Genomic DNA, 23,808 nt, shown 5'->3' with positions numbered 1-23,808 from the left:
ATTAGCTCTCTTGCTCCAATGAACGGTTTAGATAAATCAATGGCACTAACCCAACTAACACAATCACGATAGCAGCCAAAGCGCCATGTTCGAGTTGTTCATCGGAGACAAACTGGAATACATAGGTGGCGAGGTTTTCAAAACCAATGGGTCTTAACAATAGCGCTGCGGGTAGCTCTTTCATGCTTTCAATAAACACTAATAATGCCCCTGCAAAAATGCCTTTGCGTAGCAGCGGTAAATGCACTCGCCATAATAACTTAGTCGGCTTTTGCCCCATGGTAATACTGGCCATATCCAAGGAAGGCGAAATACGTTTATAGCTGTTTTCAATGCTGCCAATAGATATAGCCACAAAGCGAACGCAAAAAGCAAAAATTAGCGCGATAACGCTACCGGTAAATAACAATCCTGGGCCGCGCGCACCAAAATAGTCATAGACATCATTTATAGCAAAATCTAAATACGTTAATGGCACCAACACGCCAATAGCCAGCACTGTGCCTGGTATGGCATAGCCTGTGCTACTTAATCGTGAAGGTAATAGGTCTGCCCGACGGGGGCTTACGCGCCTAACAAACATCAACACTAATGCCAGTAGCACACATATAAAACTCACGACGAGGGCAATATACAAACTGTTGAAACTGTATTGCCAAAACTGGCTGTTCCAGCTCTGGTCAAAGTAGTCGATGGCGTAGCCGCTTAATACAATAAAAGGTAATAAAAACGCGAGACCAATCAGCAGGCTACAATAGCCAAAGGCGAGCCAAGCTTTAACACCTTTTAGCTGGTATCTGTCTGATTCAGTTAACCTAGACTGCTTTTGATATAACTCTTGTTTGCGTCTGGCAAATCGCTCAAAACCCACCATGGCAAAAATCACCAGCAACATAATGGCTGATAATTTTGCTGCTGCCGATAAGCTGCCATAACCCAGCCAAGTGTCGTATACCGCAGTGGTTAAGGTTGGCACCGCAAAGTAACTCACTGTAGCAAAATCGGCAGCGGTTTCCATTGCCACTAATGCCATCCCTACTGCAAGTGCCGGCCTTGCCATTGGCAGGCCTAAACGCCAAAAGCTTTTCCACGGGCTACAGCCCATAATTCTAGAGGCGTGCAATAGGCTGGAAGATTGCTCCATAAAAGCCGTTCTGGCTAATAAATAGATATAAGGAAATAACACCAATGACAGCATAATTGCTGCGCCGGTTAGGCTGCGAATATCAGGGAAATAATAATCTTGCGGGGACGTCCAGCCAAACACTTGCCTTAGCAACTTTTGTACAGGACCGGCGTAATCAAGCATGTCGGTATACACATACGCGACAATATAAGCAGGCATTGCCAGTGGCAATAGCAGCGCCCATTGAAAGTAACGTCTAGCAGGGAAATGACAACGAGCTACCAACCAAGCGGCTGGCACTGCAATCACTAAGGAACCGACACAGACCTTCAGCATCAGCAATAGGCTGTTACTAATATAGGTCGGTAAAACGGTGTCAATTAAGTGACTAAAAACAGCTTCATCAGGGAGTGTAGCTTGTACTAAAAGTGCAAAAAGCGGCAAAATTAATATTACCGCAATTGCATAACCAGCGAACGACCAGCCTCTGGTTAAGCCTAAGATCATAAATACTTTCCAGTCTATGCCGCGTTATCGGTTAACGCGGCGAAATAAAGCATCCTTACAGATCAAATTTTACTTCATCAATTAGCTTCACTGCCGCTTGATGGTTTTCTGCTAGCTTAAAGATTGGAAGACTATCTGCATTGAAGTCCCCCCAAGAGGCTACCATGTCAGAAGGGGCAACATCGGCTTTTACCGGATATTCCATGTTGACTTCTGCGTAAAGACTTTGAGCTACATTAGATGATAAAAATTCCATCAATTTTATAGCATTATCTTTGTTTGGGGCAAACTTAGCTAGTGCCATACCTGAAACATTTATATGGGCACCGCGGTTATCTTGGTTAGGGAAGTTGATTTCCACTGATTCAGCCCAGCTTTTTTGCTTAGGGTCCTTAATCATCTTACCAAAGTAATAACTGTTACCTAAGGCGATATCACATAAACCTTCGTTTACCGCTTTAACTTGCGCGCGATCATTGCCTTGTGGTTTACGAGCTAAATTGGCTTTAAGCCCTTCTAACCACGTTTTGGTTTCAGCTTCACCGTGATGGGCAATCATTGAAGCAACCAGGGCAATGTTATAAGGGTGCTTGAAACTACGAGTACAGATTTTGCCTTTATATTGCTCAGAGGCTAAATCTTCATAATTAATATCTAGCTTACCTAAACGCTCTTTTGAAGAATAAACATTACGTACCCGCATGGTTAATGCGTACCAATCGTTACTCGGTGAGCGGTATTGGGCCGGGATATTGTGATTTAAAGTCTCGCTATTCACATCAACAACTAATTTTTTATCAACGAGTTCCATTAAACGAGAAAAGTCAGAGGTTAACACTAGATCTGCAGGAGATAAGCGCCCTTCACGAGCAATACGCTCAGCGATGCCATCTTTGGCAAAAACCACATTCACCTTGATGCCAGTCTGTTCGGTAAATTGCGCTAAAATGGGTTCTACTAGAAAAGCTTGACGATAAGAATAGATAGTAAGATCTTCAGCAGCGGTTGCTGAAATTGAACTTAGTGACGATACTGCTGCTAATCCTAACAGTGCCAGACGCTTAAACGACTTCATTCCAAATTCTCCTTGGCGTTGCGTTACTTTTTATCAGCATAATGGCCCCGTACAGAGGGACTTTCATAATACTAACGAGTAACTGCTTATAGAAATGATAACAGTTATCAATTGCGATAAGAGTAATAGATCACTATCTAAGGAGCAAGTATTGTTTAAGGATATAAGCTAACTAAGATTAAAATATATTTTTTAAATGTACTGCATTAATTACAGCTTCTGCGCTTTTCGCAGCAAGCGAATAAACAGTTTAGCCATTGATAATGCGAGTTACAGCAATGTTACTGCCGAAATACTAACAAGCTACAGCTCGCTAGTTACTCGCTAACGAAAGTCTATTTAAAAGCAGGCTACCAATATTTTTCGACGGTAATTTGCCCTGGTGCTCGACGTAGATTCTTCACTAACCCCTTTTCTATTAGTACCGTTTGCGCATCAGAAATCATTCCTGGATTACCACAAATAAGTACTTGTGAGTTATCTTGCGACAAGGTAACTCCAGCCGCTTGTTCAATGAGACCGCTACTTAACCCATCAGGGATACGACAAGATAAGCCGTCTTTATATTCTTCACGAGTGACAATAGGTATCAGTTCAAATTTTTCGGGATATTGTTGCTGCAGCGCTTGTAATTGGGGTAAATAAGCCAAGTCTGCAATCATCCGTACACCGTACACCAGCACCACTTTTTCAAACCGTTGCCACGGCTCTGCTGTTTCCATAATCGATATAAAAGGCCCCACGGCAGTGCCAGTTGCCAAAAACCACAAATCAGGGCCTTGAAGTGCCCCTGAGGGGATTTCATCTAAAGTCATAAAGCCTGATGCCTTGGTGGTTACTTCGATGTTATCGCCAATTTTAAGTGCCTGTAAATCTGGAGATAACTGACCATCTTCAACAGCGACGGCCAGCACTTCGACATAATCTTTACCGGGTGGGTTAACGATAGAGTAGGCTCTAGCAATGCGCTTATCGTCACGCATCTGACTCAGTTTAATAAACTGACCGGCAATAAATGGCTCAACATCGGCGCGAATACGCAGCGAAAACAACTTGTCATTCCAATCTATACGTTCAATTACAGTACCAGTTGTCCACATAGGGTAATTCCTTGATTTTAGATCTGCTATTTATCTACTGGCAGGGTCTTTAAACAACATTTGGCTAGACCTTACTGTATTAAACTATAGGTTTGATCAACGCCTTCGGCAATAGCTGGGTAAAACTGTTTTAATAGCAATCAAACTCTATCGCTTACTTATACTTAGCTAGAACAAGGTCAAATTTTTTGTCATAAATATCCCCCATCAGCCATACTGAGGATAGTCATAAATCTGCATATCTGGTTAAAATAAACGCAGATAATCACAGGCTAGCGTCAAATTTGCATCAAACAGATCATTTTTAAGGAACAAAAATGCAGAAGAATTGGTTTATTTGGGGATTAGAAGTTTTTACGGGATTATTTCTTGCGTTTATCGCACTGTTCTTTATCGCGATAATTTATATGTATCTCGCAGATAAATTACAAACCAAGCAAGCGATTAGGCATAACTATCCAGTTATTGGCAGATTTAGATACTTATTTGAAAAACAGGGTGAATTTTTCAGGCAGTATTTTTTTGCCCAAGATCGAGAAGAATTGCCCTTTAATCGCGCCGAACGCAGTTGGGTTTATCGCGCTGCCAAAGGCATAAACCGCACCATTGCCTTTGGCTCAACCCAAAGCCACGATAAAACTGGCAGCATTATGTTTTTAAATGCGGCCTTTCCTAAATACGATTCTGATGAACATAATGACGCTGTCATCACCATTGGTACAAACTGTACTCATCCCTATGCGACAGCGAAAGTATGCCATATATCTGCGATGAGTTTTGGTGCGCTCTCGCGCCCAGCGATTACTGCGCTATCCCATGGCGCGGCCCAAGCGGGTTGCTGGTTAAATACTGGCGAAGGCGGATTAAGTGAACATCACCTTAAAGGTAACTGTGACTTAGTATTTCAAATTGGTACCGCCAAATATGGTGTACGTAATGAGCAAGGGTTATTGGATGATCAAAAACTTGAGCAAATCGCAGCCCATGATCAGGTAAAAATGTTTGAGATTAAGTTAAGCCAAGGCGCAAAACCCGGTAAAGGCGGGATCCTACCTGGCCTTAAGGTCACCAGTGAGATCGCCGCCATTAGAGGCATTCCTGTTGGGGAAGACTCAATAAGCCCCAATGGCCATCCTGAATTTAATCAGGTCGGCGATATTCTGGATATGGTCGCGCATATCCGTAATATCACCGGTAAACCCACAGGTATCAAAGCCGTCGTTGGAGACGAGCAATGGCTCATTAATTTATGTGAAGAAATACTGCTACGAGGCATTGAACACGCGCCGGATTTTTTTACTTTAGACAGCTCAGAAGGCGGTACTGGCGCTGCGCCGCAGGCATTAATGGACCATGTGGGTTTACCGCTTAAAGAAAGCCTGCCAATTTTAGTTAACCTGTTAAAACACAAAGGCCTCAAACAACGCATAAAAATTATTGCCAGCGGTAAAATGGTGCTGCCCTCGCAAGTGGCGTGGGCACTGGCAACGGGGGCAGACTTTATTGCCTCAGCGAGAGGTAATATGTTTGCTTTAGGCTGCATTCAAGCATTGCAATGCAACAAAGACACCTGTCCAACGGGTATCACGACCCATAACAAAAAATTACAGCAAGGCTTAGATCCGCGCAATAAGTCGGCAAGAGTGGCAAGCTACAATCGCTCACTGCATTATGATTTAAAGGTTATTGCTCATTCTTGTGGGGTGAGTGAGCCAAGACAATTAACCCGCCATCATGCGAGAATAGTCACTGACAGTGGCGTATCTATTTCATTAGATAAGTTTTATCGGCAATACTGACTTGGACGCACATGATCCGCAGCACTTATACCAGTAGCCGTATTATAGCTATTAGACTTATCGCTAATTAATTGGCCAGTTCTAATTTTGAACTAAGCCCCATTTAGGTGTAAAATCGTGACTTAGAGCAAGCTTTTATCAAAAGGGTTTACATTTGAAAGTATCACATTCATTAATGACGCCAATGATGTCTGCAAAGACAATATCATTAACCTGTAATAACTGCGAAAGGATGTCAGAAATTGAAGGTGAGAAAATCTGTTTTAACCAAGGCGAAATCAGACGATTAACCCTTGATGCTAACGCAGAGTCAATCATTAAAATGGTTTGTAATAGTTGGTCTAAAAACGCTTAATAAGCCGTTAATAAATCGCACTATTTAAGTCTTTGCTATAACAGTGGTGAGCGCTAAAAGCATTCCCTTAATAGGCTAAATCCACCAAAGGTCAATAACAGATTATAGTTAGCAGAAAAAGCAATTAGATTGCTTTTACTGGCTTGGAAACTTGTGGTAATTTAAGCTTGATGGCTATTTAGCTACTATATTCGCAGCTAAACATGACTAGTCGGTGATTTAAATAAAAACATCTTCGGCACTATCATCGGCTTTTAGTAAACTATCTTCACTGTTATTGTCATTGATTTTAGCCAAGGTTAAACCGCGAGTGGTAACAATCAATCCTGCGCACAACTCATCATAAACAGTTTGTAGTTCATCTTGATTCATTTCTCGATTTTCAAGCGTTGCCATAATTGCAAACCAATCAGTAGTCACTTTATGTTGTGTACCTTCTAAGGCTGCTATTAAAGAAATGTTTTGCACCCACGACCTCCATACCTAGATTTAATTACCAACTAACTTCCTACTTACCTATACGAACTCAATCCTTTCAAGGCAATTAATACTAATTATACACAAAAACGCCACTATCAAAGAGATAAAACTGCTAACAGCCACTTATCAGAGGGAGAGCGCCTGCTCATTTTGAATTTTCCATAGTTTGGCATAGACCCCATTAAGCGCTAACAAGGTGTTATGGGTCCCTTGTTCAGCCACCATTCCATCTTTAAGTACCACAATTTTATCGGCATCAATAATGGTGGATAATCGATGTGCCACCACCAAACTCGTATGACCTTTAGCAGCATCTTTTATCGCCGTTAATATTGCTTGCTCTGATTTACTGTCCAAAGATGATGTCGCTTCATCAAAGACTAGTATCGGCGCAGCTTTTAATATTGCTCTGGCAATGGAAACGCGCTGCTTTTCTCCGCCAGAAAGTTTAAGACCGCGCTCGCCGACTTTAGTATCCCAGCGCTGTGGTAATGACTCAATAAACTCAGTTAAATTCGCCAGCGCTACTGCACTTTTAACTTCAGCTTCAGTCGCATCAGGGCGACCATATTGGATATTTTGAAAAATGCTATCGTTAAACAAAACAGTATCTTGAGGGACGATTGCAATAGATTGCCGCAGCGCTTGTTGCGATAGGCCTCTAACATCTGTGCCATCGATACTAATAGCGCCAGAGTTTACATCATAAAAGCGAAACAACAGTTTTATTAAAGTGGATTTTCCGGCGCCGCTTTCACCCACCACTGCGACTTTTTGTCCCGCTGGTACAGTGAAGCTCACCCCTTTAAGAATGGGTCTGTTATCGTAATTAAAGTTCACATCATGAAATGACAACGCGCCAATCGTTGGCGAGATATCTGTGGCATTCGCTTTATCATTAATGCTGGGCACTTTATCCAATAAATCAAACATCCGCTCAATATTAGCCAGTGCCCCGCGTATTTCACGATACACAAAACCCAAGAAATTTAACGGGATAAACAGCTGCATCATAAAAGCATTAATTAATACAAAATCACCTAAGCTCATATTACCTGCGGTAACTTCTGAAGCGGCTAGCCACATCATCGCCGTCATCGCCACAGCGATGATTAACGCTTGGCCCGCATTTAAAGCAAATAATGATAGACGGTTTTTACGTTTTGCGACCTCCCACTGCTCTAGTGCAGAATCATAGCGATTTGACTCATATTGCTCATTATTAAAGTATTTAACTGTTTCATAATTTAATAAGCTGTCGATGGCGCGAGTATTCGATAAAGAGTCAGCCCTTGCAGCATCCCTAACATAGCCGGTGCGCCACTCAGTGGCCACAATTGAATAACCAATATAAGCAACCACGGCAACCAAGGTAATAAGCGCAAAGCCAACACCGTAGTTATAAAGGAAAATGCCAACCACTAAAGCAATTTCTAATAATGTCGGCACAATATTGAACACCATAAAGCGCATCAGAAAACTCACACCACTGGTGCCGCGCTCAATATCTCTTGATAACCCGCCGGTTCGTCTGTCTAAATGAAAATCAAGATCTAGGCGGTGCAAATGCTCAAATACGCTCAAGCCTAAACGGCGAATGGCTCTTTCAGTCACCCGACCAAACAAGGTGTCACGAATTTCGCCAATGACTACATTTAAAAAGCGCACCCCGCCATATGCAAGCACTAATGCAATAGGCACAGCAACAATAGCTGCGGTGCGTTGGCCATCTAAACTGTCGACTAAGTCTTTTAAAATAAATGGCAAACCAACACTAGCAAGTTTGGCAATGACCAAACACAACATCGCCAAAAAGATGCGACCTTTAAACTCAAATAAGTAGGGCACTAATAACCCAACGACTTTCCAATTAAGCTTGCCTACTGGTCCATCAAAATACGCCGACGGTCTCATTCATTACCACCAATGATTAAATTTAAGAATGTTTATTTCGAAACTAGCTTTTACTTTTGCCACCACACTAAGTTAACACTTAGTCGCCAATTTAGTGTGACTTGATTTGAGCAAGACTAAAGAATTTGTTTTAAGCAGCCAAAATTAAATCATCATAGCGTTTAATATCGACGCTAATAGCACTTTAGACTTACAGATATTATCATTTGCTAGTATCAAAGGTTATTTTTTAGCAAAAAAACACAAAATATTGCAAAATCAGCTTGGTTTACAGTTCTGCAACGAAAAAGAATTTGCTACTCTTTACTCGTTACTTGTTAGCGATTTCCATTAATCATTCACCTTTATTCCCAGTTCAAAGGACGCAATATGTTAGACGCAGCAAAAACGCAGGCTCCACCAATGCAATTAATTCAAACTTGGGTGTGGATGATGATTGAGTCTGGTAACCCTGAGCTTCAGGATAAGGGAAGAAATAATCTTATTTCTGCTTTTGGTAGCCTTGCAAAAGCCAATGAATATTTAGCTAATAGCAATAATTAAGGCGCTAAAAAGCGCCTTAATTATTGGAGACAAGCAGCACTGTTAGCCGCGGCGATTTAATACGCTTTGATTTAACGTGGCTAATAGCTTTTCAGTATCACTCCAGCCAATACATGCATCAGTTATGCTTTGGCCGTAACACAACTCCTTGCCGACCACGAGATCTTGGCGGCCTTCTTCAATGTTGCTTTCAACCATCACCCCAAAAATATTGTGATTGCCTTGGCTAATTTGCCCAGCAACATCTTCAGCCACTAGCATCTGTTTATTAAAGTCTTTACTGCTGTTAGCGTGGCTAAAATCAATCATAATGTTAGCAGGCAATTTGGCGTTCTCTAATTGAGTTTCAATAGCACTAACATGAGGTTGGCTATAATTAGGCTCTTTACCGCCGCGCAGAATAATATGGCAATCTGGATTACCTTTCGTGGATACAATAGCTGAGTGACCAAACTTGGTGACTGACAAAAAGTGGTGCGGAGCACTTGCTGCACCAATCGCGTCAATCGCCACTTTAATGGTGCCATCAGTACCATTTTTAAAGCCTACAGGGCTCGATAAACCTGAAGCAAGCTCACGGTGCACTTGTGACTCTGTAGTACGGGCACCGATGGCTCCCCAACACATCATATCTGCCACATATTGCGGCGTGATCATATCAAGAAACTCACCGGCGGCTGGTATGCCAGATTCATTCAAATCGACCAATAATTTACGCGCTGTTCGTAGGCCGTCATTAAGCTTAAAGCTATTGTCCATGTAAGGATCATTGATCAGCCCTTTCCAACCTACCGTAGTACGAGGCTTTTCGAAGTAAACACGCATTACAATTTCTAGTTGATCTTTAAATTGCTCACGTAGAGCAATTAAACGCTTGCCATAATCTAAAGCTGCGACGGGATCATGTATTGAACAAGGGCCAATAACAACAAGTAAGCGATCATCTTGTTTGTTTAAAATTCTATGAATGCTATCTCGTGCATTAAACACTGTTGCTGATGCTGCTTCTGACGCCGGAAATCGCTCTAAAATAGCAATTGGGGGCAATAATTCTTTTATCTCATCAATTCTAACGTCATCATTTTTGTAATACATAGTTTATACAACTCCAGCAAACAGTTATTTATGCCAACGTTAAACGTTGAGCAGTAAAGCATTACGGACAGCTTTATATTTCAAACACTAGCATACAATAAAACATCCAATCTACGGTTTTATCAAATTATTCAATTTAAATTACTGTTATTAAATAGCTTTCATATTCAAAATATAAAATATCTAATAAATTCATTCATTTCTAAAATTATCTTCAATTCAATTCGCTTTAATCTTGAGTCTGTTCCTTCGATTATTGCTATCAAAATATATCAAGCAATAAAAAACCACTTGCAGCTAACACGCTGTAAGTGGCTAAAGTAACTAGGCCTTATTATATTAATGGCGCATCATAGCTTGCAGCTTACCTTTATAACGATCTTGATTGGTCTCATCATGGCTAAGATCTAGCGCCTTTTGCATGGTTTTCTTGGCACGTCTTTGATCGCCTGTTGCCCAGTAGGCACGGGACAAACCAAAATAAAACTCATGGCGGTAATCCGCCCGTTCAACCGCACGTTTGTACCACACTAAGGCTTCTTGATATTGCTTTTCAAAATACGCCTCTTGGGCCATATCAAAGTAATAGAATGGGTTATTAATGCGGGCTAATTCAAGAATTTTATGAACCTGTTTCCACTCTTCTAGTCGCTCTTGCTCACCTAATATTAATGCAAGATTATACAGGGTAGTGATATTTTTAGGTTCTAACTGAAGCACATAGCGATAGGCTTTTTCTGCCCGTTCATCTAATCCTTTATGACGATAAATCACCGCCAGAGTGTTAATACTATTGACGTAATACGGGTCTAACTCAATAGCCCGTTTTACCAATGCATACGCTAAGTCGTAGTCACCGCGTACTAATGCTTCTGCTGCAACATTATTAAAGTACATTCCAGATAAGGTTTGTTTATTAATTTGCTTAACACGGTATGAGCGTATTGAGCGCTCAGGCAAAAAATCCACTAATATGTCCGAACCGTGAAGACTAATACTATTGGGAGCGTCACGGTGCAGTAGTTTCATATTTACGTGACCATTTACGAGGTAAAAACCTCCCCTTCTATCCCATATGGGTTCTACATCAATATCTTGAAACTTTACAGGGACATCAAGTACCTGTGCGATAGCAGTTGTCAGTACCACCAGCGACATGCAGTTACCCGCCCGCTCAAGGGCTGTCACGCTGGCCATTCGGGTGTAGTGATCTCGATATTCAAAGCCCCCCTCTTGAGCATTGATGTATTCAGCAAGCCAAAGGTTTACCGGTATTTTAAGGCCGTTAACGCCACCTGAGCGAGCAAAATCACGCTGTATTTCAGTAACTATCTCATCAGGTAAATTGTAAATCTCTGCTGTAGCGGGAATATCTACCTCATTAAAATAACTATCGTTAAATAAGCCACTGACATTAACCTTGGCTTTATTGATACTCGACGTGCTGGAGCAGCCTGAAATAAAAATCAATATTAGTAAATAAAAACAGAGATTAAGGCGTGAAAAACCAAAAGATTGAATTATTAATGAATTTTTCGAAGAAACGTCATCATGATGCAACATAATTCTACCCCACATAAAAGCCTATCATTAAGCATAGAAGTTAGTGGCAGAATTGCGATTTTGAAAAAGTTACAAAAGATGAATGTAAAAAGCTTAAGCCAGTGGCGAATATTTGAATTTCATTATTACTTGGCAACTGGCGGGTCAATTTGAATAAACACCTCTTGGTTTTGATAGGTGTATGGTCGGTAGGAATTACCGGCGCAATTAAAATAACGGTATGGCGCAGCGAATACCAAACAGCCATTCGGCAGAGCTTGTAAAATATTAATTTGCTGCTGCATTTTGAGCATTTGCTGCCATTGATAGTCCTGCTGAACTTGATTTCGTATTGCAAAAGCGTCAAATGGTTCAGATGTCTTTCTCACAACCACTTTTCCCGCAGTGGCGAAAAAGCTGATACTGATAAGTAAAGCAATCATCAATACTTGAAAGTAATTAACCATGTTAAACCTCATTGCACTTATTCACTCGTCACACTTGTTCACTTTTTAAGAGTCACAAAAAAGCAGAACCCTAAGGTTCTGCTTTTAGTTTTAACATGCTCAGTGTTTAAAGCAATCTATTATCCAGCTGATTTGATTGAAACAAACTCTGGGTAAGCATCAACACCACAGTCAGATGCATCCATACCGTTGTACTCTTCTTCTTCAGTAACACGGATACCCACTGTCGCTTTAAGGATAAACCATACTACGAATGAAGCTGAGAATACCCAAGCAAAGATAACTGCTGCGCCATATAACTGAGCACCAAAGTTTGCATCAGCATTTGATAATGGTACTAGCATTAGACCTAGGAAACCGGCAACACCATGTACAGAGATTGCACCTACTGGGTCATCAATTTTAATGCGGTCAAAGGCAACAATTGAGAAGATAACCACACCACCAGCGACGATACCAATGACACCTGACATTAATAGTGAAGGTGATAATGGGTCTGCTGTAATAGCCACTAAGCCCGCTAATGCACCATTTAAAATCATGGTTAGGTCAGCCTTACCCCAGACAACTTTACAAACTAATAATGCTGAAACTGCACCGAAAGCGGCTGCTGAGTTAGTGTTTACAAAAATCTTAGCCACTGCTGAAGCATTTTCTGCGTCTGAGACTAATAATTGTGAACCACCGTTAAAGCCAAACCAACCCATCCATAAGATAAACATACCTAATGTCGCCATTGGTAAGTTTGAACCTGGGATAGGATGAACTTCACCATTTGGGCCATACTTACCTTTACGAGCACCCAGTAATAGTACTCCTGAGATAGCTGCTGCTGCACCGGCCATATGTACAATACCACTACCAGCGAAGTCAACGAAACCAGCAGCAGAAAGGAAGCCACCGCCCCAAGTCCAGTAACCTTCAATTGGGTAGATAACCGCGGTTAATACCACTGCAAAGATTAAGAAAGACCAAAGCTTCATTCGCTCTGCAACTGCACCAGACACAATTGACATTGCCGTTGCAACAAATACAACTTGGAAGAAGAAGTCAGACTCCAGCGCATGATCTGCATCAGCGGCTTGTGAGCCAATTAATGAACCAAATGATGGTAACCAGCCACCTTCAGTGTTATCGACATACATGATGTTGTAACCCACTAACAGGAACATCACACAGGCGATTGAATATAAACATACATTTTTAGTTAAAATTTCTGTGGTATTTTTTGAACGAACTAAGCCCGCCTCAAGCATTGCAAAACCTGCTGCCATCCACATGACAAACGCACCTGATATTAGAAAATAAAACGTATCTAATGCGAAACGTAATTCGGTGACGGTTGTGCCTAACGTTGCTAACTCTTCCATTACATTCCCCTTATAGTGCTTCGTTATCTAGCTCACCCGTACGGATACGGATAGCTTGCTCAAGATCAGTAACAAAAATTTTGCCATCGCCAATCTTGCCGGTATGAGCCGCTGTAGTAATGGCTTCAATTAACATATCTAAGTTTTCTGCTTTAGTAGCAATTTCCAACTTCACTTTAGGAAGAAAGTCGACTTGGTATTCTGCGCCACGATATAGCTCAGTGTGACCTTTTTGACGACCGAAACCTTTTACTTCGGTAACAGTCATTCCTTCAATGCCCATGCTTGCAATAGCTTCACGGACATCATCCAATTTAAATGGCTTGATGATAGCGCTGACGAGTTTCATCTCGACCTCCAAAAGTGTGATTGTTATAAATTTGTTTGCAAATACAATTCAATCATCAGGCCAATCATGTAAAACCATGATTCGTATAGCATTTTAAAATATAAGTTAAATAAAAAAGTCTTTTCATGCACTAATAAGGTGCAACTTTAATTTGGCGCGCACAACATTAGAGCGAAGCGTTTATAACTATTTGAATACTTGATAATAAGAATTACGCAGTTAAAAAAGTGTCAAAATGAACAAAGAAAAGCTGTGCGGAAGGGGGGGATGTTACTGATATAAAAATAAACACATTAAAGAAAGCATAAATAAAAAGACCTTCTAATGAAGGCCTTTTTATTTGCAGATTAGCTTTTAAAAATTTATAAGCTGCCAACCGTGTCAGTTGCTTCTGCTGAACTTGCAACCTCATCAGTCGTCTCTTCAGCGAGTAGATCTGCCATTAAGCTATCAACTTGAGGCTGACTGACCACTTCATCTTCAACTGCTACAACAGCCTCATTCACACTGACAAGCAAGTCTTCAGTTTCATCAGCTAAAGCAGTTTCTGTCACTTCAAGTTCTGCTTCTGTTTCAGCTGATGCAGTTGCTTGCATTTCAATTGCCGAGTCAGGCGCATCATTTGCAGTAGTCACAATTTCAGACTCGTCAATATCAGTGGTAAGCGCAACACTAACTGAAGGCTCAAGTACTTCATCTGCCTTAGCAAGTTCAATTTGGTTTTCTGCTGGCTGTATTTGCTGTGGTTCAATATCAATAACCGTCGTTGCCGGTTTCACCACTGAAGCTGTAACAGACTTTGATTCAATCAATTGAATCAATTCATCTTTTTTATAAACCGCGCCAGCAATTGCAGCAACAGCGATAGCCGCGACAAATAGCTTAGCACCTGAACCTGATGATTTCTCTTGAGCCTTTCTCGCCGCTTCTGCTGCAGCAAGTTGAGCTTGAGGATTCGGTTGCGGCTTAATCTCAAGTTTTGACTTAGGCTTAGGTTCTGCAACTGGCTTCGGGTTATTATGAGCATCTGTATTTACTTGAGGCTCTACTCGAGAATTTGCAGTTGCAGCGCTACTACCACTGGTCTGTGAATTAATTTCTGCAAGAGTCTGTGGTTTAATCTGAGTTGTGGCAGGTGCAGGTTCAGCCTTAACATCGACTTTCTTAGGTTCGGCTTTATTAACATCTGTTTTCACCTGAACCGCTACGGTAGTTTTTACTACAGGCTCTGGCTTAAGATTGTTAAAATGTCCCTTATTTGCAGCTTGAGCTATCGGCGCCTCTGCAACAGGCGCTTCAGTCTTTGGGAAAGCATAGGCTTCTGTGACTTGTGCTTCTGGCTTATCTTCAACAGTTGCTTGGGGTAATACGCCTTCTTCCGGGCCCTTGGTTCTGGCACCTAAAAATTGACCACCATCATAAATTTCCATTTTATGGCTAGATACATCACCTTCAACTACACCAGAGCTTACAATCACTAAACTGTTGCAATGTAATTTACCTTTAAATTCACCACAAACTCTTAATTCTTGACAAAAAAGCTCACCGTCAATTTCGCCACCAACTTCAATTTTAACTTGGTCTGTTGAACGAATAACACCTTTAACTTTACCGGCAACCAAAGCAGGTCCCTGTACAGTCATATCTCCATCCAATGAAGTATCAGGGCCAATAAAAGTAACCCCATTTCCTTTGTTATTCATACCAATCAGTTTCCTTTATTATTAATTTTGACATATACTAAACCAACTTTATTAAAACAACAAATAACATTTCTTTTACACAAGTTGCAGGTCAATTCCGAGCTTTTCGCTTTAAAAGTAAAACTTAATAGTTTAATGTATCGGCTATTAGTAAAAGAGCCTGTCTTTAATATATAAATTTGCTATTGAACGGATTTTCAATAGTAGCCCAAATAACAGGGATGTAGCCGAAATGATTTTTTCAGATGTGATTTTTAAACAACTTCCAGAACCACAGGCCCTGCAAGTATCTAAAATCTCAGGATTACTCAATATTGAAACCGCCTTCTATGACTCACTAAACTTTGCCTGTAAAGCTGCCGATAAAAGGCCAAAATTTCTTATTCACTATTTAGAAGCCCCTCATAAACACGCCTATTTAATTTCAGCTGATATTCTTACAACAGGTAAGCATTTAGTCTTTTGCCCTCAACTAGATACTGAGTGTGAAACTTTACTTATCTCTAATGGATTCCATGGCGCACTCCCATTGGCCGCAACTGAAGTTGACATTATTGAAGCCCTTAAAAGCATTAATGCTAATAAGCTTTATTTCAGCCACGATGCCATGTCACGTTATATTCAATCAAAGAAACGACAACCCAATACCCAACGCCAGAATGAATTACTGTCATTAACGACCAAGAAAGAGCAGCAGGTATTAACCCTGATATGCCAAGGCTTAACCAATGATGAAATCGCTGCCAATTTAGGCATATCGATTAATACAGTAAAAATGCATATTCAGAATATGTTCAAAAAAACCAAAATATCCAGCCGTGGGCAGCTTTCTTACGCCTTTGCACAAGTTTAAAAATTTAAATGTATATAATTAGCTCACTGCTAATTTGTAACGCTAGCTGTTAAATGGTGCGAGTTAACAGCTTTGAGAATTAACTACAGAAAATAACATTAATTGCACTTAGGTAAGCTTTAGCGTGCAGCAAAGCGCAACTAAAGCGCAACTAAAGCGCAAAATTTTTTTGATGACATAGTGCTGTTTATACTGAGTACTTCATCACCTCAGCAAAACGCGCCATAAAATTATCAAACGCAGCATTATCTGGGTAATCAAATTGATATTTATTATGGAAATAAATCGTTAAAGAGGTTCGGCCGTCACTAAGAATAATTGTGTAGCCATCAAAGCCTGTTTGCGCATTTAAGCCACATAGTTCATAGCTAGAGTTGTCGCCATCTGCAGCGGCCAGCTTTTGCCCCATGTCGGTTATCTTATTAAATACTTTTAGCGCTTCATATATATCAATGGCATTTTTCATCACTACATCCTTACAAAGAAAACCTGTTCACTAAACACCTAATAGACAAAGCAATCAATACGAATGCGCGCTTAAGGTGGCTCAAAACAATCAGTGTAAAATAATGCAGTAACAAGACTGTGAGTTAGTCCTGAGAAAGACAAATTTTATATGAAGATGGTGTATCAAATTGAATCAGTGTGTGAATGCCGCGCTGCACCGCTTTTAATTTATATAAAACGGTGCAGGTCACTATTTTCCCGCACCGTTATCCTAACAAAACCAAAAATCTACGGTTTTAGACAAGACGTTATAGCTCTTCACCTAAAATGTGCTGATAAATATTAATAATTTCGCTGACCTTGTTATTGGCTTTATCTGCATCGATTTCGCCTTTAGCGCGCTGAAGAGTCAGGCGATGACTTTCATCCCGTAGCCAACAGTAGGTTTGAGTCAGGTATTGAGCAGTCATCACAGGTAAAATCTCAAGCTCGGCTAATAGCTGAAAAATGCGCACATTATCAGACCATATGGACAACTCTTTATTTTTGTTAGCGTAGGCTAACACTAAATACTGGGCCATAAACTCAATATCGGCAATGCCACCCGCACTCTGTTTTAAATCGAACTTACCGTTTGATGCTTTCAATAAATGCTGGCGCATTTTAATGCGCATATCGCGAACTTGTTTCGCAAGTTCAGGAAGCTGGCGCTGATGCGATAGCACCTCTGTGCGAATTTCACTAAAACGTGCCGCTAAGCGATGATCGCCATAAACAAAACGTGAGCGCACCAAAGCTTGATGCTCCCATGTCCAGGCCTCATCTCGCTGGTATTCGCGATACTGTTCAATCTCGCTAACCAATAAGCCTGAAGCGCCAGAAGGTCTTAAGCGCATATCCACTTCATAGAGCTCACCTGAGGTGGTTCGGGTAGCAAATAAATGCACAATGCGCTGCGCAAGTTTTAAATAAAAATGGCCATTATCAATCGGTCTTTTACCATCTGTAGCGCCTGCGCCTTGATGGTTATGTAAAAAAACCAGATCTAAGTCAGAGCCATATCCCAGCTCAATGCCACCTAATTTTCCATAACCAATAATAGCAAAGCCCATTTTCTCAGAGCTTGTACCTGCAGGTATGCCGTGCCTTGAGGAAATTTGATGCCAGGCTTGTAATACCACTTGCTCAATGATGGCTTCTGCAAGGTAGCTTAAGTGATCGCTCACCTCCATCACAGGTAGCACGCCAGTAATATCAGCGGCGGCAATTTTTAACTGTTGTGACAGCTTAAACTGGCGCAACGCTTCCATCTGTTGTTCCATGTCATCTTCTGGAACGCGCAATAGGTACTGCCTTAACTCACTTGGGTAGTCATCCAGCGGGGTGGTATCGTAAAGCTGAGCCGGATCGATGAGTTCATCCAGTAACATCGGAAAATTCGCTAACTCTTCGGCAATCCAGGGGCTAGCACAACAAAGGCTAATGAGCTGCTGACGGGCGCCGGGGTTCTCACACAATAATTCAAGATAAGTGGTACGGGTTAAAATTTTATCTAACACCCCTGATACCGCTTTTAATGCCACGCTCGGGACTGGTTGCTCTAATAATTCATCCAACAATTTAGGCATTAATTTTTCAAGAGTTTCACGTCCCCTGGGGCCTATTGAGCGTTTTAATACATTGCTGCGCCAGTCATCTAAGCTTGGCCATAAACTATCATCTTCAACATCATGCTCTTCAAGTAACGCTAAGGCATTTTCCTGATCATGAATTTGCCATAACTGGCAAGTCCAATGCTCGCTTGAGTCCTGTTCATCTTCGCCACCGACAGTATCTTTAAAGTGGCGATGAATGTTGCCCATGGCATTGGCAATTTTTTCCCGCAAGCTGTGCTCATCGCTCTCGCCCATGGCATAGCATAGTCGCTGCCAATCAGTGGCATTGTCGGGCAATGTTTGGCTTTGCTTATCATCAAGGGCTTGAAGTAGGTTTTCAACTCGGCGCAGTAAAATGTAGCTGTGTTTTAGCTCATCAACGGCCAAGTACTCTAACTGACCTAAGTTATATAAGGTATCAATTGCGCCAAACAAACTTTGCTGTCGCAGTGAAGGTTCTCGTCCGCCACGTATCAGCTGAAAACTTTGCACCACGAATTCAACTTCGCGGATCCCGCCAGCTCCCAGCTTTATGTTGTCTGTGAGCTGTCTGCGTCTAACTTCTTGTGCAATAAGTCGTTTCATTTTCCGTAGCGAATCAATGGCTGAAAAATCGATATAGCGACGATAAATAAAAGGCCTTAATAAGTCATGTAAGTCATCACTATATTGCGTCCAAGGCCCGAGTACTCGCGCCTTAACCATGGCGTAACGTTCCCAATCACGACCTTGCTCTTGATAGTAATCTTCAAGACCACTGAAACTGACCACTAACGGGCCACTTTCACCGTATGGACGCAGGCGCATATCGACCCGAAACACAAAGCCATCAACGGTGATTTGATCTAATAAACTGATCAGTCGTTGACCCATTTTGATAAAAAATTGCTGGTTAGCTTGAGCGCGGCGACCACCGATGGTTTCACCATGTTCAGGAAAGGTAAAAATCAAATCGATATCAGAGGAAAAGTTCAGTTCTCGACCACCAAGCTTACCCATACCGAGAATAAGTAACGGCTGTGGATTGCCCTCTTCATCTGTTGGGGTGCCGATTTGCTGACACATATCGGTGTAGAGCCAATCGCGAGCACCAATTACCAGCACTTCGGCTAAGCTAGATAAATCCAGTAGTGATTCTTCAACATCGCAATAATTTAAAAAGTCTCGCCAAGCGATACGTACCATTTGGAAGTTTCGAAATTGACGTAGCTGTTTTTTAACCTGCTCTTCTGAGCTTGATGAGGCTATATTAGTGTGTAATTCACCAGTAAAAGACTGTCTATCGAGCTGAGTTAACTGACCATCGAATAGCAATTCAATCCACTGGGGATTACGGCACAATTGCTCGGCAATATAATCACTCAAACCTAACACTAACTTTAATTCAGCTTGTTGGGACTGGGTTAGTTTTTCAGTGATTTCAGGCCATGTTTCACAAAGCCTTAACCAGTAACGTGCTGCAATTTCATTAAGCTCTGCAGACAAGACGTTGTTACTTTGGTTGTGCATGTTTATCCGATCCCTTTGGCAAATTACTAAGACTTACACATTTCAATTCGACATATTATGTCAAGGTGTGTTATACAATAAAATCAACGATCGCATAAATAGCTAGTCGATATTGTACCTTCGATTAAGACTACTATATCCTTTACAACAGTAATACCGAACCATGTAAATATTTAGTCAGTTTTAAGCATATAATTATGCGACTTGATACTATATTTATATATGTATTTTATACTATTTGGAGAACACATGGCTGGCATGCTTCCTCGTGTCCTTGCAGTATTTTCAGCGCTGATCTTGTGCATAACATTATCAGGTTGTGGTGATGACAGACCTGAAAAAATTACGCAATATCAGCAGCTGTCACAGCAGCGATTGACTCAACTCGATTCAATGCTAAACGCAGGTGAGCTTCGTAATGCCACCTTACTGACACAATATACCAGCTTACTTAAAAACAGTAAGCCTGATCTGGTGCCGCTACTTGATGAACTGGCGCGTGATGCGACCTCAAGTGGCCCTATGTACCAATCACTAAAACGCAGAACCAGTGAACTGGCCGATTCTGCCAACTTCGTTGATTTAGATCAGCAGCTCGAAGAAGCGCAAAATATTTATCAAGCAGCTGATTCAAGTTTGTTTAATGACATGCTTTCCGATCCCGTTAATGTGGTGGCTGATTTATCAGGTGGACAGCTGGCAAGGGTTAACGCCATCAGCCGTGAAGCCGAAGCAATGGCCAACGGTAGCGAAGATTTTGGTGCAGGAAGCCAGCTAGTGGGTAACCCCGCTTATGGTAGCTGGCAAACTAATTCAAGCGGCATGTCATTTTGGGCCTGGTATGGCATGTATTCGATGTTCTCTAACATCATGAATCCTGTACGCTATGACCGCTGGTCAAACAATCGTGGTTACAGCTACTACAATGATGTCGGTCGCTACCGTTATACGTCTCCTAAACAGGCGAGCGCGCAAAATCGTACATTTGAGAACACCAAGAAAACCTTTAATTCTCAAGGTAAGCAATTTAATAGCCCGTATGCGAAATCACGTACAGGCTCAACCAGCTTATCAAGACAAAGTACTGCAACACCTAAAGCCAGTACTGCCGGAACCAAAACAGCACGTAGCACAAGTAAGTTCCGTTCAAATTATTCCAAAGACAGCAGTTTCCGTAATTCAACTAGCCGCACCACACGCGGTGTACGCCGAGGCAAATAAGGACTAACCATGACATTTTTAAATGACTTCGGACTCACCCTAGATTTAGCGATAATTTTAGCGATTGATCTGACCATCGCGGTGATCTTACTGGCGCTAATGCGCTACTTACAAGGCTGGAGCGTGAGAGTAAACAGCCGCGCTGAACTCGCAGAGCGTGATAACTTTGCTTTTGGGGTTAGTACTGCGGGTGCCGTTCTGGCATTAGGGATTGTACTTTCAGGGGCGATTACAGGTGAAGCTGCTGATTCGTATATTGTTGAAGCCATTGGCATGACAGCTTACGGCTTATTTGGCTTACTTTTAATCAAGTTTGGTCGAGTACTACACGACAAAATTGCCTTAAATGAAATCGATAAAAACAGCCAAATTATCAATGGTAATATGTCGGTTGCCATCGTTGATGCCGCCGCTGCTGTTGCCACAGCAATTATCATTCGATCGGTATTAATGTGGGCAGAAGATATTACCTTAGATACTTTCATTGCTATCTTTACCGCCTTCTTAATCTCGCAATTAATGTTAGTGTTATTAACTCGCTTTCGTGAGCACCAATACGCTAAACGTAATCAAGATGCCTCGATGCAAAAAGCACTAGAGCAAGGCCAAATAGCCGTTGCGATTCGTCACAGTGGTTACATGATTGCCATGGCATTTACCTTTAAAGCGGCCAGTCACTTTATTATCTATGATCCAACTGCTTACTTAATGAATATCGTCGGCTGGTTAACCTTCTCGATAATCATGCTGGTAGTGTTGTCGCTATTACTTGCTGTGGTTAAAAAGCTAGTTTTAGCTCAAATCAACCTAACTGACGAAGTTGAGAAACAACACAACGTCGGTGTGGCTGCAGTTGAACTAGCAATTAGTGTTGCTGTTGCACTCATTTTAGCGGCGTTAATGGCATAAATAGATGAATAATACTTTGCTTGAACAGAGCCAGGAGGGCTGCGACAAGCAAAATAGCCCTTCTCAAACAGGCACCTTGCCTCCAGCGAATAAACGCAGCCTTGCTTGGTTTGATGATGCCCTATTGTTGGGCATTATGGCCTTACTGGCAGGCTGTGGTCTTATTTACGAATACCTACTTTCCCACTATGCAGGCCGCATTCTCGGCGCCTTAGAAGCTGCTATTTACACCATGATAGGCATTATGATTGTGTCTATGGGCATTGGCGCCTTTGCCGCTCGTAAAATTCGCTGTGCCTTCACCGGCTTTGCGATGCTTGAACTTATTGTGGCATTTTGTGGATCATTAGCGATTTTAATTACCGCCGCCGTGATTGGATTTGGCCAGCAATTACCGTTAATTATTGCCAACACCTTAGGCCTGCCACCAGATCATTTACCTGACGGCGGTTTTATTGGCGTATTACAAAATCTTAGTGAATATTTACCCTATATCTGGGGGGTTATTCTAGGTTTGATGATCGGCATGGAGATCCCGCTGATTGCCCGCGTACGTCAATCCTTATCTGAAGAGCACTTGCTGCACAATGCCGGCACCATTTATGGCGCTGATTATGTCGGTGCGGGTGCTGGCGCGGCTATTTGGGTACTGTTCATGCTGTCGTTAGATATTCAGCTCGCAGCAGCGCTCACCGCCAGTGTTAACTTGTTAGCAGGCTTTGTGTTTATTTGGCGCTTTTGGCAGCAAATCCGCTGGGCTAAACTGATCCTCGCAGGACATTTTATCGCCACAGGAGTATTAGTGCTACTGGCACTGCACGGCCCCAGTTGGGAGCAAAATTTCAATAACCTGCTATATAAAGACAAAGTGGTGTATTCAGAAGCTACCCGTTTTCAGCAGTTAACCTTTACCGAGCGGCTGCGAGGCAAAGGTCAAGCACCAGTGTATTCGCTATACATTAATGGTCGATTACAGTTCTCCAGTATTGATGAGCACATCTACCACAGCTTTTTAGTTCACCCGACACTTGCAGCCAGTGCAAGGCAGGATAATGTGCTAATTATTGGCGGCGGAGATGGCTTAGGGCTTAAGCAAGTTTTCGAATGGGATCCAAAATCGGTCACCTTAATGGATTTAGATGAACAGCTCGTCGACTTGTTTAGAGAGCCCCATGAGAACATGCCAGAGCGTGTTAGCAATGCCATGTTAGCCCTTAATGGCGATGCACTAAATGATCCTCGCGTTAAGCTTATTTATGATGACGCCTTTAATGGCATTGATAAACTGATTGCTGACAATCAAAAATTTGATGCCATTATTGTGGATTTGCCAGATCCGAGTCACCCTGATTTAAATAAGCTTTATTCTGATTTATTTTATCGAAAACTGGTCGAGCTATTGAGCGCTGATGGGGCAATGACGGTACAATCGACTTCGCCTTATCATGCCCAAAATGCCTTTATTTCTGTAGGAAAAACCATTGAATCGGCAGGGTTTTCGGTCGAGCAATACCATCATAACGTGCCAAGCTTTGGTGAATGGGGCTGGTCTATCGCCACCTTATCAGGACAAAATGCCAAGCAACGTCTAGCCCATAACGAGACGTTGCCCATTAATGAGCAATGGCTGACTCCTGGGCTTATACATGGCGCATTTGAGTTTCCTGGCACATTTTATAATGATGCTGACACTATCAAAGTGAATAGAATTGGCTCATTACAGCTATACCATTACCACTTAGCATCTTGGTCTGACAACCAAGGGATGAATCTTTTTTAACCAACTCAA

The 23,808-nt window shown here is 41.8% G+C and carries 20 protein-coding genes; 7 read left to right on the top strand and 13 right to left on the bottom strand.

Features of this window, described 5'->3' with window-relative positions:
- Position 1: 1 nt before the first annotated feature.
- From Q4557_RS01685 to Q4557_RS01675, 3 genes are all read right to left on the bottom strand, one after another.
- Positions 2-1,633, bottom strand: coding sequence for an iron ABC transporter permease (locus tag Q4557_RS01685; protein WP_102438523.1), 1,632 nt, complete (start codon positions 1,631-1,633; stop codon positions 2-4).
- Positions 1,634-1,688: 55 nt separating this feature from the next.
- Positions 1,689-2,708: a Fe(3+) ABC transporter substrate-binding protein gene (locus Q4557_RS01680; protein WP_102438525.1), complete on the bottom strand. Its 1,020-nt coding sequence runs from the start codon at positions 2,706-2,708 to the stop codon at positions 1,689-1,691.
- 350 nt (positions 2,709-3,058) lie between these two features.
- The gene (locus Q4557_RS01675; protein WP_102438527.1) at positions 3,059-3,808 is read right to left on the bottom strand and encodes a ferredoxin--NADP reductase; all 750 of its coding nucleotides are present in this window, start codon (positions 3,806-3,808) and stop codon (positions 3,059-3,061) included.
- Between the two features lie 317 nt (positions 3,809-4,125).
- On the opposite strand from Q4557_RS01675, the gene Q4557_RS01670 reads away from it, so the two are divergent.
- The gene (locus Q4557_RS01670; protein ID WP_102438529.1) at positions 4,126-5,607 is read left to right on the top strand and encodes an FMN-binding glutamate synthase family protein; all 1,482 of its coding nucleotides are present in this window, start codon (positions 4,126-4,128) and stop codon (positions 5,605-5,607) included.
- A gap of 154 nt (positions 5,608-5,761) precedes the next feature.
- Positions 5,762-5,962 (top strand): hypothetical protein, encoded by a 201-nt coding sequence (locus Q4557_RS01665; protein WP_241900970.1) that lies wholly within the window; start codon positions 5,762-5,764, stop codon positions 5,960-5,962.
- Positions 5,963-6,181: 219 nt separating this feature from the next.
- Here Q4557_RS01665 and Q4557_RS01660 read toward each other — a convergent pair whose 3' ends face one another.
- Together Q4557_RS01660 and Q4557_RS01655 are read right to left on the bottom strand one after the other, a co-directional pair.
- Complete coding sequence (locus Q4557_RS01660) at positions 6,182-6,430, bottom strand: hypothetical protein (protein WP_102438533.1); 249 nt, start codon at positions 6,428-6,430, stop codon at positions 6,182-6,184.
- 138 nt (positions 6,431-6,568) lie between these two features.
- Entirely contained in the window at positions 6,569-8,356 is a 1,788-nt protein-coding gene (locus tag Q4557_RS01655; RefSeq protein ID WP_102475321.1) for an ABC transporter ATP-binding protein/permease, read from the bottom strand.
- A 369-nt stretch (positions 8,357-8,725) separates the two neighbouring features.
- Here Q4557_RS01655 and Q4557_RS01650 point away from each other — a divergent pair, with 369 nt between their 5' ends.
- Entirely contained in the window at positions 8,726-8,899 is a 174-nt protein-coding gene (locus Q4557_RS01650) for a hypothetical protein (RefSeq protein WP_102438537.1), read from the top strand.
- A gap of 42 nt (positions 8,900-8,941) precedes the next feature.
- Here the strand turns inward: Q4557_RS01650 and aroG are convergent, their stop codons facing one another.
- The 6 genes from aroG to Q4557_RS01620 all read right to left on the bottom strand — a co-directional run bounded on the left by aroG (position 8,942) and on the right by Q4557_RS01620 (position 15,425).
- Positions 8,942-9,994 (bottom strand): 3-deoxy-7-phosphoheptulonate synthase AroG, encoded by a 1,053-nt coding sequence (gene aroG / locus Q4557_RS01645; protein WP_102438539.1) that lies wholly within the window; start codon positions 9,992-9,994, stop codon positions 8,942-8,944.
- 339 nt (positions 9,995-10,333) lie between these two features.
- Positions 10,334-11,572 (bottom strand): lipopolysaccharide assembly protein LapB, encoded by a 1,239-nt coding sequence (locus Q4557_RS01640; protein WP_303410295.1) that lies wholly within the window; start codon positions 11,570-11,572, stop codon positions 10,334-10,336.
- Between the two features lie 110 nt (positions 11,573-11,682).
- Positions 11,683-12,003, bottom strand: coding sequence for a hypothetical protein (locus Q4557_RS01635; protein WP_241900972.1), 321 nt, complete (start codon positions 12,001-12,003; stop codon positions 11,683-11,685).
- A 119-nt stretch (positions 12,004-12,122) separates the two neighbouring features.
- On the bottom strand, positions 12,123-13,373 hold the full coding sequence (locus Q4557_RS01630) for an ammonium transporter (RefSeq protein WP_102438541.1): 1,251 nt from the start codon (positions 13,371-13,373) through the stop codon (positions 12,123-12,125).
- Positions 13,374-13,383: 10 nt separating this feature from the next.
- Positions 13,384-13,722 carry a P-II family nitrogen regulator gene (locus tag Q4557_RS01625; protein ID WP_076539720.1) on the bottom strand — a complete coding sequence of 113 codons (339 nt, stop codon included), beginning with the start codon at positions 13,720-13,722 and terminating at the stop codon, positions 13,384-13,386.
- Positions 13,723-14,084: 362 nt separating this feature from the next.
- Positions 14,085-15,425 (bottom strand): polymer-forming cytoskeletal protein, encoded by a 1,341-nt coding sequence (locus tag Q4557_RS01620; protein WP_303410292.1) that lies wholly within the window; start codon positions 15,423-15,425, stop codon positions 14,085-14,087.
- A gap of 232 nt (positions 15,426-15,657) precedes the next feature.
- Between Q4557_RS01620 and Q4557_RS01615 the strand changes: the two genes are divergently transcribed.
- Positions 15,658-16,278, top strand: coding sequence for a response regulator transcription factor (locus Q4557_RS01615; RefSeq protein WP_303410291.1), 621 nt, complete (start codon positions 15,658-15,660; stop codon positions 16,276-16,278).
- A 187-nt stretch (positions 16,279-16,465) separates the two neighbouring features.
- Here Q4557_RS01615 and Q4557_RS01610 read toward each other — a convergent pair whose 3' ends face one another.
- Both Q4557_RS01610 and glnE read right to left on the bottom strand, forming a co-directional pair.
- The gene (locus tag Q4557_RS01610) at positions 16,466-16,744 is read right to left on the bottom strand and encodes a DUF3081 family protein (protein ID WP_102438547.1); all 279 of its coding nucleotides are present in this window, start codon (positions 16,742-16,744) and stop codon (positions 16,466-16,468) included.
- A gap of 289 nt (positions 16,745-17,033) precedes the next feature.
- Positions 17,034-19,889, bottom strand: coding sequence for a bifunctional [glutamate--ammonia ligase]-adenylyl-L-tyrosine phosphorylase/[glutamate--ammonia-ligase] adenylyltransferase (gene glnE, locus Q4557_RS01605; RefSeq protein WP_303410290.1), 2,856 nt, complete (start codon positions 19,887-19,889; stop codon positions 17,034-17,036).
- A gap of 249 nt (positions 19,890-20,138) precedes the next feature.
- On the opposite strand from glnE, the gene Q4557_RS01600 reads away from it, so the two are divergent.
- Genes Q4557_RS01600 through Q4557_RS01590 form a run of 3 tightly spaced genes read left to right on the top strand, consistent with a single transcriptional unit; the run spans position 20,139 to position 23,799 of the window.
- Entirely contained in the window at positions 20,139-21,110 is a 972-nt protein-coding gene (locus Q4557_RS01600; RefSeq protein WP_102438551.1) for a hypothetical protein, read from the top strand.
- Between the two features lie 9 nt (positions 21,111-21,119).
- Positions 21,120-22,019, top strand: a complete 900-nt coding sequence (locus Q4557_RS01595; RefSeq protein ID WP_102438553.1) for a DUF350 domain-containing protein — start codon at positions 21,120-21,122, stop codon at positions 22,017-22,019.
- A 4-nt stretch (positions 22,020-22,023) separates the two neighbouring features.
- On the top strand, positions 22,024-23,799 hold the full coding sequence (locus Q4557_RS01590; RefSeq protein WP_303410288.1) for a polyamine aminopropyltransferase: 1,776 nt from the start codon (positions 22,024-22,026) through the stop codon (positions 23,797-23,799).
- The last annotated feature ends 9 nt before the right edge of the window (positions 23,800-23,808 follow it).

Source organism: Shewanella sp. 5_MG-2023, assembly GCF_030547465.1.
Classification (GTDB): Bacteria; Pseudomonadota; Gammaproteobacteria; order Enterobacterales; family Shewanellaceae; genus Shewanella.
This window is presented reverse-complemented; position numbering and strand designations above follow the sequence as displayed.